At 60.0% G+C, this 12400-nt stretch carries 8 protein-coding genes; 3 read left to right on the top strand and 5 right to left on the bottom strand.

Annotation, left to right across the window (positions count from 1 at the left end; translation table 11 throughout):
* Position 1 precedes the first annotated feature (1 nt).
* The 4 genes from ACQZ45_RS14730 to ACQZ45_RS14745 are packed head-to-tail and all read right to left on the bottom strand — an operon-like array spanning position 2 to position 6090.
* Positions 2 to 1108 carry an ABC transporter ATP-binding protein gene (locus tag ACQZ45_RS14730; RefSeq protein ID WP_448742314.1) on the bottom strand — a complete coding sequence of 369 codons (1107 nt, stop codon included), beginning with the start codon at positions 1106 to 1108 and terminating at the stop codon, positions 2 to 4.
* The gene (pglB, locus tag ACQZ45_RS14735; RefSeq protein ID WP_065688506.1) at positions 1108 to 2460 is read right to left on the bottom strand and encodes a polygalacturonase PglB; all 1353 of its coding nucleotides are present in this window, start codon (positions 2458 to 2460) and stop codon (positions 1108 to 1110) included. The genes ACQZ45_RS14730 and pglB overlap by 1 nt, the downstream gene beginning before the upstream one ends.
* Complete coding sequence (gene bglB / locus ACQZ45_RS14740; protein ID WP_013762386.1) at positions 2457 to 3551, bottom strand: beta-galactosidase BglB; 1095 nt, start codon at positions 3549 to 3551, stop codon at positions 2457 to 2459. Before bglB ends, pglB begins: the two co-directional genes overlap by 4 nt.
* 13 nt (positions 3552 to 3564) lie before the next feature.
* On the bottom strand, positions 3565 to 6090 hold the full coding sequence (locus tag ACQZ45_RS14745) for a hypothetical protein (RefSeq protein WP_065688507.1): 2526 nt from the start codon (positions 6088 to 6090) through the stop codon (positions 3565 to 3567).
* Positions 6091 to 6284: 194 nt separating this feature from the next.
* Here ACQZ45_RS14745 and ACQZ45_RS14750 point away from each other — a divergent pair, with 194 nt between their 5' ends.
* Both ACQZ45_RS14750 and ACQZ45_RS14755 read left to right on the top strand, forming a co-directional pair.
* A complete protein-coding gene (locus tag ACQZ45_RS14750) occupies positions 6285 to 7565 on the top strand; it encodes an ABC transporter substrate-binding protein (RefSeq protein WP_004431072.1) in 1281 nt (426 codons plus the stop codon).
* A 231-nt stretch (positions 7566 to 7796) separates the two neighbouring features.
* The gene (locus ACQZ45_RS14755) at positions 7797 to 9779 is read left to right on the top strand and encodes a phosphatase PAP2 family protein (protein WP_065688508.1); all 1983 of its coding nucleotides are present in this window, start codon (positions 7797 to 7799) and stop codon (positions 9777 to 9779) included.
* A gap of 57 nt (positions 9780 to 9836) precedes the next feature.
* Here ACQZ45_RS14755 and ACQZ45_RS14760 read toward each other — a convergent pair whose 3' ends face one another.
* Positions 9837 to 10985, bottom strand: coding sequence for an ROK family transcriptional regulator (locus tag ACQZ45_RS14760; RefSeq protein ID WP_065688625.1), 1149 nt, complete (start codon positions 10983 to 10985; stop codon positions 9837 to 9839).
* Positions 10986 to 11130: 145 nt separating this feature from the next.
* On the opposite strand from ACQZ45_RS14760, the gene ACQZ45_RS14765 reads away from it, so the two are divergent.
* Positions 11131 to 12360: an ABC transporter substrate-binding protein gene (locus ACQZ45_RS14765; protein ID WP_065688509.1), complete on the top strand. Its 1230-nt coding sequence runs from the start codon at positions 11131 to 11133 to the stop codon at positions 12358 to 12360.
* Positions 12361 to 12400: the final 40 nt, after the last annotated feature.

Raw genomic sequence — 12400 nt, forward strand, 5'->3', positions numbered from 1 at the left:
GCTAGTCTCTCCCGTGGCTGTCAAGGCGCGGCAGCGCCAGTTCGGTTTCGGGGTCGAAGACATGCACCCTTTCGCGCGCCGGCATGATGTTCAGAACTGAGCCTGAAGCGGGTGCGAAGTGGCCAGCTTGGTGCACGATGATCTGCTCTTTCTGGCCCTGAAGATTGCCGTAGAGATAGGTCTCGGTGCCGAGGCTCTCGTGATACTGCACCTCGAAGGGCAGGCCCCTTTCCTGCGTGATGACAAAATGCGAGGGGCGGATGCCCGCCAGAACTGCCTGTCCGGGGGTAGCCACGGCGGGATCGACGAGGCAGGGCAGGGACACGCCGTATCCGGTGTCGATTGCGAAGCCGCCGTCGCTGCCGGCGACGAATGTGCCCTTTAATATGTTCATGCGCGGTGAACCGAGGAAGCCGGCGACGAAGAGGTTGCGCGGATTGTCGAAAAGCTCGAGCGGGCTGCCAACCTGTTCGATGCGGCCAGCACGCAGCACCACGATCTTGTCGGCCATGGTCATGGCTTCCACCTGATCGTGGGTCACATAGATCATCGTCGTCTTGATATCGCGATGCAGCCTTGTGATTTCGGCGCGTGTCTGCACGCGCAGCGCCGCATCGAGGTTCGACAGCGGCTCGTCAAACAGGAAAATGTCAGGCTCGCGCACGATGGCGCGGCCGATGGCGACGCGCTGGCGCTGGCCGCCGGAAAGCTGTTTCGGCTTGCGGTCGAGATAGGGTTCGATGGCCAGCATGCGTGCCGCCTCGTTGATGCGGCTTTCGATTTCCGCCCGCTTGAAACGCAGGTTTTCAAGGCCGAAGGCGAGGTTCTTGCGCACACTCATATGTGGATAGAGCGCATAGGACTGGAAGACCATGGCGATCTTGCGCTCGGCCGGCGAGAGCGCGCTGACATCGCGTCCGCCAATGCCGATGGTGCCTGACGTCACATCCTCAAGGCCGGCGATGATGCGCAGCAGCGTGGATTTTCCGCAGCCGGAAGGACCGACGAAAACGACGAATTCCCCGTTCTCGATCTGAAGATCGATATCATGCAGGACATGAACGGCACCGAATGCCTTGTTGAGGTTTTCCAGCTTTAGACTTCCCATTACCTGCTCCCTTCGGGCAAGGTCGTCTCTGCGACGATCTCTTTTGCATTCCAGCCCTCGGGTAAGGGCATCGTTCTTCCAATGGCAACGTCGCGCGCAGAAAATCCGTGAACGCCGGACAGATAGACCGCAGGCATGCCGCCGGGGTAATCTTCAAGTCCGACGATCCTGCCGTCGGCGCTGCGTGTCCAGGCATTGGCGCGGCCGGCAGCCTCCGGACTTGGCGCAATGTCCGCATTGGTCGGGCGAAGATCATATTGCAGGCCGGTGCTGAGTTTGCCGGGCTGCTGCGACAGTGAAATGCGCGCGAGCGTGACATTGTGGATGCCGGCGCTCGAGGTGGCGACGAGGTTTATCGCCCCTTCCATCGAGCCGTTCAGGTCTTCCACCACAAGGTTTTCAACCTTACCGGCCTGACGTTCCGGCCGGCGGTCTACCACGGTGACAGTCACGGCTTCGCCCGATCCCCAGAACCCGCCCGGCGTTTCGTGGCACTCCGCCTCGATCCGCGAAAAGCGGATATTGCGCATGGCGCCGCCATCGCGGGAGAAAAGGCCGATGCCGCGATTGGATGCGATGACTTTGCAGTCCTCGAACGCCACATCGGTGAAATCGCCGAAGGATTCCGTGCCGAGCTTCAAGGCGCAGCTCATGCTTGAGACAGTGCAGCGGCGAACCGTGATATCGGCGCAGGCGCCAACAGCCTTGCCATCCGGTCCGGCGCTGGTCTTCAGGCAGATACCGTCATCGGCGGTGGAGATGGAGCAATCCTCGATCAGTGCGCGCCGGCAGGCATCCAGCACGATGCCGTCGGTGTTGGGCAGGCGGCGATCGTTTTCGACACGGATGTTGCGGAAACTCAGATCTTCGCAATCGACCATGTGCAGGGTCCACATTGGCGAACCGCTGACGACGAGGTTTTCAAGGCGAACGTCGCGGCAGGATTCCAGAACCATGACACGCGGCCTCTTTTTCGCGGGCACATAGGTTCCCATGGCTTCGTCGTCACCGATGATGAAGTTCTCACCGCCAGCCTCGATACGGCCGGGGCCGGTGACGGCGATGTTGCTCGCGCCCTTTGCGACGATCATGCCGCGATCGGAATCCTCGGCGATGACAGAAACGGACGTATGGGCATAGGCGTCGTAGTCGGAAATCGGCGCGAGCACAGCGTCTTGTGCAAGGTGAAGTTCCACGTCGCTTCTAAGATGGAGGCCGCCGCTGACATGCCGTCCGGCCAAGAGCGACACGACGCCGCCGCCTGCAGCCGATGCTGTATCTATTGCCTGCTGGATATCGGCAGTGGCGTCACGGCCCTCGGCGGCTATGGTGATATTGGTGTGAGCACTCATGATGCCTGCGGCCTCTTCAGAAAGACGTCGATCAGCAGCAGCATCGTCAGCGCCTGCCCATAGGGTGTCGGCAAATTGGGAATGCGGCGGTAGAAATCGAGGTCGTGGCCCATGGGCGTTCCGTCCGACACACCGTGCACGACGCCTTCATCATCGATATTGCCCAGCACCGCCTTCAGCGCCCGCTCGGCATGGGCGCGGTTTTCTTCGCCGAGAATACCTGCCTCGATGCCGCGCAGAATGCCATAGGCGATGCCAGCGGTTGCCGACGTCTCGACCGGCGAAGTCGGATCGTCGAGGAGCGTGTGGAACATGCCATCCTCGCGCTGATACTGGCGCAGCGAACGCACCTGGCTTGCAAGCACATTGGCGAGGAAACGTTTGTCCTTTTCGGCAAGCGTCGGCACCAGTTCGAAGAGTTCGGGGATTGCAACGGTGATCCACGAATTGCCGCGTGCCCAGAAGGCATGCGCAAAATTGTGGCGTCCGATGAAGGTCCAGCCGTGATACCACAGCCCGGTCACGGGGTCTGACAGGTAACGCGCATGGATCATGAACTGGTAGACTGCCTCATCGATCCAGTCCTGACGTTTGCAGACCACACCGGCGCGTGCAAGGAACAGACAAGCCATGAACAGCGTGTCGTCCCAGAGTTCACCCTCGTTAAGCCGCTCCTTGACCACGTGCTGGAAGCCGCCATCTTCGGTTTTCGGCAATTTGTGCACAAGCCAGTCGGCCCAGTCTTCTACCAGCGCCCGGAAATCCGGCCGGTCGACATGTTCGGTGAGGATGACGAGCGGCAGCATTGGCGCGGAACTGTTGATCTGGCGTGGCGGCAGGCCACGATCGATCTGCCAGCCGTACCAGGTCACGAGATCGTCCAGAGCTTTCTGGTCGTTCGCGGCAAGTGCCCGACGCAGGAAGCCGTAAAGCCCAACGCCCACTTCCCAATCCCATTCATCGAACTGGATCTTGCCGTCGGAACTGCCGCTTGCCAGGCCTTCCTGTATGCCCTTGAGGCGGCTGAAGGCGGCGGCGACGCTGTCGATCGTCGTTCTGAGAGTGTCTTTCTCGATGCTTTGCTGGTTCATCTGGTCATTCCGCTTAGGAGTAAAATGGCTGTGCCACGCCGTTGCCTGCGGCGGTTTTGGCACTGTCGAAGGTGATCTGTGGCTGTGGCTGCTCGTGGTCGAAGGCCATGCCTTGCCCGCCGATGGTGAAGTTGCCGTCCCAGTTGAGGGAGAGTTCGGGGCCACCGGGCGGCGTGACAGACAGCAGGCGCCTGTCGGCGTCGAACATGACCTGCGTGGCGAGAATTCTTTCGCGGAAGTGCGCGAATGCGTTCGTATCTCCGCAGCCGATAATGCCGATCCAGCCAGCGCGGCGGCCAGGTGATCTGATCTCGCGGTCGGCGGTGGCACCTGCTGTTACAGGTTCAAGCCCATTGGTCGCATAAAGTGCTGCAAAGCCGCGGCCCGCGCGGGTAATGAGCCAGTTACCCTTCGTCACCACCTCGTCCAGCCCGTCGCGACCGAGATAGGCATGGGTCCAATCATTGCGGTGATCATCCGTATCGAAGATCATCATGGCGATATCCCGGTGCTGCGCCACGCGCGGCAGGATGCCGCTGCCGGCCCAATAAGAGGGGCGCTGTGTGCCCCACGGATCATCTTCGCCGGGATGGTTGACCCACAGCCGCGCCATCGGATGGCCGGCAAGCTTGATGTCCATGACGTGCTGCTGGTGGCCCTTGCGACCTGTCTTGTGGTCCACCACAGTGGAAAGCTGGGCTGCTTCGTTCTTGAAAAGCACGAGTTTGCCCGGCTCCAGTCCCTGCGCATAACGCGCCTCGACCATGCGGCCGCCTGTCAGTTGCGACAGGGCGGCAAGATGCGGTGGCGGCAGGTAATCTCCACAGCAGAACATCGGCAGCGAGGCGACGCCATTGTTGAGCCAGCCCTGACCGAAGGCAACTTGCGCAAAAGGTGCAAGTTCCGTCAGCGGCCCGGCGCGCAGCTCCTTGTCATAGGCTCTGCCCTGGGAACCGGAGGGAACGCCACCAAGCGTGTGCAGAGCGATCATTTCGAAAATGAGATCGAGCTGGTGGCGGGCGCGGGCGGCAAGTTCCGGTTCGGCCCAATGTTCGATGGCGAGAAGGCCGATGAAATCCACCGGGTAATAGGCGGCCGAATTCCATTCGGCGAGACCATGCGCCTCGACGCTGTCGAACCAGCGCTGCAGCCGGTCTGCGGCCAGCGCCGTCTGCTCCCTGCCGGTGCGCCCGGAGGCGCTGAAGATGGCGTCCGGCAGATAGTCTCCCGCGAGCAGCTGGCCGGTATGGAAGCACAGAACGTGGTTCTCGCTCCAGAACCACATGACGTCGTTGCCGGGTTCGTCCACCCAGTAGCGATAGGAGAGAATAGAAGAGTTGATCCGCTCAAGCATCTGAGGGGGAAGCCGGTCACCATAGGCGCGCACCAGCCAGAGAAGTGGCACCAGCACGAAATCGGAGCAATCCTCGCGCCGGTCGATGGACCGCAGCGTTGCGTCGACGATGCCGGAAATCGTCTTCATGTCACCGCTGCCGGTAGCGACCATTGCCAGCGCGCGGCCGATGCGCCATGCACCAAAGCGGGCGCTGAAGGACAATGCCGCTTTCTTTCGCTCGGCAATATCGGTGGCGGCCGGTTGTGGCGCCATATCGCCCATGAAGGCTGCGTCGATGACGCGCGTTACCGTTCCGGCACCTGAACCGATGGTGATCCTGACGCCATGATATCCGTCCGAAATGCCTGCCGTCTCGGGGATCGTCAGGGTCGATTGCCCGGCTTTCAGCACGGTATCGACCTCGGCAAGGGCGGCGCGCTCGTGGCCGTGGCTTTTCACCGCAATGTGGACGGGAAGGTCGCTGGCAGGTGCTGCCCCGAAAACCAGCTCGAGGGCCGCGCCGGAAAAAACGTCGCGTGCGGGGCGAACATCGCGCACCAGTGCGGCAAGACGTTTCGTTTCTTCTCGGTCGAGCGGCACCGGCAGCACGACGGTGAGCGGCGTGGCGTCCGTAACCTCAAGCTCGAAGAACCAAATGATGTCACGTTCCGCCAGATCTTCGCAAAGCAGCAGCACTTCGTTATCGCCGGCCGCAAGTTCGAGCGTGATATCGCGGCTGCTTTCGACATTGCGGATAAAGGGCTCAAAGCGGACCTGTTCCACGCCGCCCACCCAGATGCGCACGCCGCCGCAGGTGCGCAGCCGGAAATGCGCCTGTCTTGTGGTGTCGCTGCGGAACGTGCCCTTCAGCCAGCGCTGCACATGGGTCGGAACGTGCCAGAAACCGGTGAATTCAACGCGTCGGTTAGAACCCGGCAGGTTGAGGTGCGAAACCGTAAAGCTGGAGTCGGGCGCGATGTCACGGCCGATCATCGTCTCTTGAAAGGCCTTGCGGCAGGGCAGGTCGCCAACATCCACAAAGCCGTTGATGAAGCGATAATCGACCCGGTCTTCCGCCGGTGCCGCAATTCCCGGAAATGAGGTTTCCACCAGATCCGAGACGATCCAGGCGGTAACCGTTTCGCCTGGCGGCACGGTATATGTGGGCTGCGACATGCCCGTCGCCAATGGTCCATCCGTCATAATGGATCGCCTCCCGTCGATCTTTATGAAATTATTTTCACAAATCTATTTTCGCTTTGTTGCGGCGATTTGTGCGATTTAGCCGAAACAAACAGCTTGACGTTTATTCTGTCAAGTCGCAAAACAAGCGAAATCGAATTAAGACGAGGAGCTTCAATTTGATTTGTGAAAAGTTTTTCATTGGGAGGATGAGTATGCTGAAACTGTTTTCGGGCGTTAGCGCCCTCGTATTGGCCTCTATCGCCGGCCTTTCGGTCGCAGAGGCCGAGACAAGAACGATCACGTTCCTTTTTACGGATGACGACCAGGGTTATGTGCAGCGCATGTCTGAACTCAGCAAGGAGTTCGAGGCGGCAAATCCGGGCGTGAAGATCAACTTCGTGTCTTCCGGTTATGATGCCGTTTCCAAGCAGCTGCCGGTACAGCTAGCGGTGGGCGAGGGGCCGGATGTTGCCAAGATCACCGACTGGCAGCTCGCTTCCTACTATCTCGACATGCGCCCCTACATGAAGGATGCGGATGGCTTTGCCAAACTGCACGGCTCGAGCCTTGCCCAGCTTCGTCTGCCTGGTGTCAACGATCCGCAGTCGATCAACGGTTACATGGCCTCGCAGACGCTGAACCTGCCCTTCGTCAACAAGACGCTGTTCGAGCAGGCGGGTGAACCCTTGCCCGGCCCGACCGCGAAATTGAGCGAGATTGTCGAGGCGTCCGCGCGCGTTGCCAAGTCGACCGGCGTGCAGATTCCCTTCACCATGGACCGCTCCGGCCACCGCTTCTCCGGCGGAGCCTTCGCTTATGGTGCGACCTATGTGAAGGACGGCAAGTTCAGCTTCCCTGACGACGCGGCGAAAAAATACATCTCCGACATCTATTCATGGACGCAGAACGGCAGCTTCCCAAAGGAAATGTGGGGTGCTGCGGGTGGCTCGCAATACAAGAACATGGGCGATGAATTCGTCAACGGCAATGTCGTGACCTATCTGGCCGGCAACTGGATGGTCAATCCATTCCAGAACAAGATCGGTGACAGCTTCGAATGGACCGCGATCAACGCCCCCTGCGGCGATGCCGGTTGCTATGCCATGCCCGGCGGCACTGCGATTGTCGGCTTCAAGCGCACCAAATATCCCGAAGACGTCGCCCATTTCGTCGAATTTCTCGGCTCTGAAAAGGTGCAGCGGGAAATCGCCGAAAATTACGTGATTCTGACGGGCGCCGAAATCGTCGATCCGCAATACAAACTGAAGAGCGAAAACGCCAAGGCGGCGATGAAGGTCTTCCTGGACAACAAGAAGAATGTGCCGCAGGCCGCCCGCGAATTCGAGCACGCCAAGGGTGGCACTGCCATGTATCAGCAGATCGTCCAGCGCATGAGCCAGCTCATCGTCGGCGAACTGACGCTCGACCAGACCTACAAGGTTCTGGAAGACGATGTCGCCAAGATCAATGAGGCCGTTGCGGTCAAGAAATGATGAGCGCCCGTTCTTTCATCACGAAATAACGATGCTCTCGATCTGCCCGGAGTTATGCTCCGGGCATACGTCACCGCTTGTTCGCCGGCTGTTGTGGCATATGCGATCTGACTTAATCAGCAAGTCGAAAAAAAACTGCAATACGCCCGGCATAAACGCTGACGGCGAGGTGCGCCGGAAGCTGCGTGCGCGCTTCGTCACGCGTCATTCGCTGAAATCATAGGATTCGTCATGGCTAAACTGAAGATGTCGTCTTTTCCGTTCGTGCGGTCGGCCTTGCTTGCCTCCGTCGCATTGTTGGTTCTTGTCCCGAACGCACAGGCATTCGAGCGCACTCAACCCGCAGGTCAGGGTTATGCCATTACGGTACCCGAACCCGCAGCAAGATATCCGCTGCCGCTTTCCGACACCTATCGCAACCAGACTGGCAAGAATGCCAAGGGCGAAGACGTCCGTGCCTATGACGACCGCGACAATCCCGTCATCGAAATCCTCTCGGGTTTTAATCGCATCTGGACGCTGGGCGATGAAAAATGGGCGGCTGGCGGCGCCAATGGCGACGGTCCGAGTGATTTCAGCCATGTGAAGGCCGTCAATCCCGCTGTGTGGCAGGAAAACATGCGTTACGTGCTTTCCGTAACCGGTGAGAACCGCACCCCCGCCGCGGCCTTGAACGCCTATATGAAAGACCGCCGCTCGCAGGGTTACAGCATGATCGACGGCATGGGGCCGCTTGCTCCGTGGTATCGCGAAGGCGCGGGCGCGACGACGACCATCAACCACACCCTGGCGGATTTCGATCCGAACGAGGTCATCACGCGCAAGGAAGAGGACAAGGGCACCGAGGCTGGAGCGGCCGATTCCGAGTTGAAGGATGTCGTGGCCCTCATGAAGGTAATGCGTGGCCCGGAAGGCACGACGTCGCCAGCGAAATATTTCTATTCCACGCCGCGCCCATGGCGCATGAATGCCAAGGGCGAGGTGATAGAGACAGGCACCGAGACCATCGGCGACCGCAAGTTTGAAACTTACGAAACCGATCCCGGCGTCATTGTGCCCGCGCTCAAATATGCGCGCGAGAACCGTGGACGCGGCAAGGATGGCGGCTTTCCGAGCGGTCACACCAATGCCGCCTATCTCGCTGCCATCACTTATGCTTACGTTGTGCCGGAGCGGTTTTCCGAATTGCTGACTGCCGCTTCCGAGCTTGGCGAAAGCCGTATCGTTGCAGGGATGCATTCGCCAGTCGACGTGATCGGCGGCCGCATTACGGCCACCGCCATAGCCGCCGCTATTCTGCAGGATCCGAAAAACGCCGATCTCAAGAAGACCGCGCATGATGAATTGCAGGCCTATTTTGCCAAACGCTTACCAGCGGGACAGTCCCTGATCGACTTTGCCCATAGCGCGAAACCGGATGTAGACCCTTTTGCCGATGCGGCGATCAACGAGGCTGATTATCGCCGGCGTATGACCATGTCCTTCAGCCGCGACAAAACCGTTGGCGATGCGCCCATGGTGGTGCCGAAGGGTGCCGAGGTTCTGCTGGAGACACGCCTGCCTTATCTCGATGCCGCGCAACGCCGCGCAGTCCTGTTCTCCACCGGTATCGAGGCCGGTTATCCGCTGCTTGACGACAGCAATGGCTGGGGCCGGATCAATCTGGTGGCCGCCGCTGCCGGTTACGGTGCCTTTAACGGCGATGTCGACGTGACGATGGATGCTGCAGCCGGCGGGTTCAATGCGGCTGACCGCTGGACGAACGATATTTCCGGGGCAGGGCGTCTCGTCAAATCCGGCAGTGGCGCGCTCACGCTCACCGGCGCCAACAGCTATAGCGGCGGCACCGTCTTGCAGGACGGAACGCTTGTGGCATCCTCCGCCAATGCGCTTGGTACAGGTGGCGTGCTGGTCTCCGGCGGAACGCTTTTGCTGAACGGTGAAAGTGACATCGTCATTGGCGGCGATTATGCCCAGACGGGCGGCACGCTGGCGCTTGATCCGCAAAAGGCTCCGCTGCGGGTCAAGGGCAACGCGACGCTTGATGGCGCAACCCTGCGGCTCGCCTTCGATGGCGCCGCACCCGCTGCCGGCAAGCGCTTCAACGTCATCGCCGCAGACGGCCTGACTGGCACCTTCGCTGCGATCGACGCGGGCAATTTGAAGGTGCGGCCGGTTTATACCGGCTCGTCGCTGTCCGTGGTGGTCGAATAGGCTGCGAGGCCAAGGTTTCGCGGGCGCGGTTTAATCGCCGCGCCCGGCCGACCCTGGTTACAGGAAATAACGGATCCTGAGCGGCAGCAATGTGGCGCCGAGTGCCGAGGAATCGCCTTCTGTCTCGCTGAGCACCAGTTTTGCTTCCTGCGGGCCGATGCCGTAACGGTGTTCGCGTTGCGAGGGCATGTGTACACGTTCGATCATCATCCGGCCGAGTGCGCGCGGCAATTGTCCACCAAAGACGATCGCCTGTGGATCGAGAACCGCAATCAGGCTCGCCACCAGCCGGTCCACCTGCGGCATGGTCCGCTCAAGCCATTCCTCGACGCCCGGCCAGGCAGGGTCAAAATGCTGATAGAGCGCTTCGATCGAATCTATCTCGCTCCCGTGTTTCTGTAGCGTCGCGATCAGATATTGCAGCGCCGGCCGCCTGTCGGCTTCATCCGGGTTGAAGATGCCGCTGAATTCACCGGCATTGCCGTGAAAACCGTAGAAAGGCTGACCTCCCAGAATGAGGCCGCCGCCGAAACCATAGTTGAAGGATAGATAGGCGAAGGTCTGGCACCACAGTCCCACGCCGCGAAGGCTTTCGCCGATCGCGCCGGTGGTTGCGTTGTTTTCCAGCCAGACTGGCAGACGGAATTTCTCTTCAAGGATCGGTTTCAGGTCCATCAGCGACCAGTCGCGCAATGGTTCCGGCGCGTTGAACGCCCGATCTTCCGACACGAAAAATCCCGACATGGAAAAGCCGAGGCCGAGCAGGCGTTCGCGCGGGATGCCGTGGTCCGCCAGCAACCGGTCCAGAGCGAGCGACAGTGCGGCAAGCGTCATTTCGCGATCGCTGGGAAGCATCCGCAATTTTTCTTCGACAACCACCATGCAGCGGAAATCGGCAATGCAGATCACCACGGAGTCAGTGTTGATGGAAATTCCGAGCGAATAGGCCGCCTCAGGCACCAGTTCAATGGTCGGGCTCGGCTGGCCACGCGTTCCTTTAAGCGGTGCGCCGGTACGCAAAAGGCCGCGTTCCAGCAGGCCTTCGATCAACCGATGCACGGATTGCTGCGTCAGGTTCGTGTGACCGGTGATTGTTGCACGGGCAATGGGGCCGTGGCGGCGCACGATATCGAGAATGAGGCGCTCATTCTCGCTGGCAAGCGGCTGGCGGTCGAAGGTCTGGCGCGGTGTCTTATCTGTTGTCATGGCCTTGGATAGCGGCTGCACAAGGCCTTCGCAACTCGGGCCGCGCGCCGGGGACGGCATTTTTCACTGGACTGTCATAAATAATACACTTAGAGTGTAGTAATAAGAAGCCGGTCAATAACGGATCCCCAGGAGGAACCATTCAATGAGCATTAAATTTATTGCGGTCGCCGCGCTTGCGCTGGCGACGACGGTAGCGCCTTGCCTTGCGGCGGACACCAACATGAAGAACCTCGACTTCGATCTGTCGAAGGTCACGCGCGAAAATTTCTATGACATCGTCGTTCCCGCTGCCAAAGCGGAAGGCACGGTGACGATGTACAATTTCGCCGGAAGTTTCGCGGATACGTGGAAAGAACTGATCACCCGGTTCGAGGCCAAATATGGCATCAAGGTTACCTATAGCGACGTGAAGGGAGATCAGGCGAACCAGCAGCTCATCGCCGTGCAGGCGGCTGGGCAAGATTCGCCTGTCGACGCCTATTTCGCTGGCGGCGGCGGCTATCCGCTTTTGTCTTCCAAGGGCGTCGTCGGCAATATTCCGCTGACGAAGATCTTGCCCAACATGGCCAATTACAATCCGGAACTGGCCGAGACCGTCTTCGGCAAGGCGCATGGCGGCAGTTTCCCTCTGGTGCATCTCAACCAGACCGCACTCGGCTACGATTCCGCCTTCGTGAAAGCCGAAGACGTGCCGAAGAGCTTCGACGATCTTCTCGTCTGGGCTGAAAAGAACCCGAAGCGCCTTGGCGTCACCCTGCCAGCCAAGGGCGGCTCCGGCGGCGGCTTCATCTATTCGGTGGCGCTCAATTATCTCACCGGCGACTGCCGCAAGCAGCTTACCGACTATAATCAGACGCTGCAGCAGGCCGAAGACTGGGCAATGACGTCCGAGTGCCTTACGCCGGTCTGGGATTATTACCGTCGTCTTCTTGCCGTGGCTGAACTGACCAACGGCAACGCCGACACGCTCAACCTGATCAACAACCAGCAGCTCTATATGGGCACCGTCTGGGAAGACCAGGTCATGAGCTTCCTCGGCACCAAGCAGTTGCCGGAGAGCTTCCGCGTCACGCTGCTGGAAAAAGGCCAGGTCGGCTCGGGCGATGCCATTTTCGTGCCGGCAAATGCCAAGAACGTCGCATCCGCGCTCCTTCTCATCGATATGGCGATGAGCAAGGAGTTCCAGCTCTGGAAGCTGGAGAACAAGGCTTCGCGGTCTCCGCGGGCGGATGTCACCAACGACCTGATGCCCAAAGCCGTACAGGAGCATGTTCTGCCGCAAAGCGTTTATCCGCGCCTGTCGGTTCCGGCGTTCTGGGACATGTCGACGGCCCTTGCCGAAGCGCTCGATGAAAAAGTGCTCAACCAGTAACACCTGCCCGGATCGACCGGGCCGTGGGGCTGGAAACCGC

The sequence above is a fragment of the Agrobacterium sp. 16-2014-1-2a genome (assembly GCF_053522705.1).

Coding starts and splice junctions, on each gene's coding strand:
- ACQZ45_RS14730 (WP_448742314.1), bottom strand. CDS start 1,108: ATGGGAAGTCTAAAGCTGGAAAACCTCAACAAGGCATTCGGTGCCGTT.
- pglB (WP_065688506.1), bottom strand. CDS start 2,460: ATGAGTGCTCACACCAATATCACCATAGCCGCCGAGGGCCGTGACGCC.
- bglB (WP_013762386.1), bottom strand. CDS start 3,551: ATGAACCAGCAAAGCATCGAGAAAGACACTCTCAGAACGACGATCGAC.
- ACQZ45_RS14745 (WP_065688507.1), bottom strand. CDS start 6,090: ATGACGGATGGACCATTGGCGACGGGCATGTCGCAGCCCACATATACC.
- ACQZ45_RS14750 (WP_004431072.1), top strand. CDS start 6,285: ATGCTGAAACTGTTTTCGGGCGTTAGCGCCCTCGTATTGGCCTCTATC.
- ACQZ45_RS14755 (WP_065688508.1), top strand. CDS start 7,797: ATGGCTAAACTGAAGATGTCGTCTTTTCCGTTCGTGCGGTCGGCCTTG.
- ACQZ45_RS14760 (WP_065688625.1), bottom strand. CDS start 10,985: ATGACAACAGATAAGACACCGCGCCAGACCTTCGACCGCCAGCCGCTT.
- ACQZ45_RS14765 (WP_065688509.1), top strand. CDS start 11,131: ATGAGCATTAAATTTATTGCGGTCGCCGCGCTTGCGCTGGCGACGACG.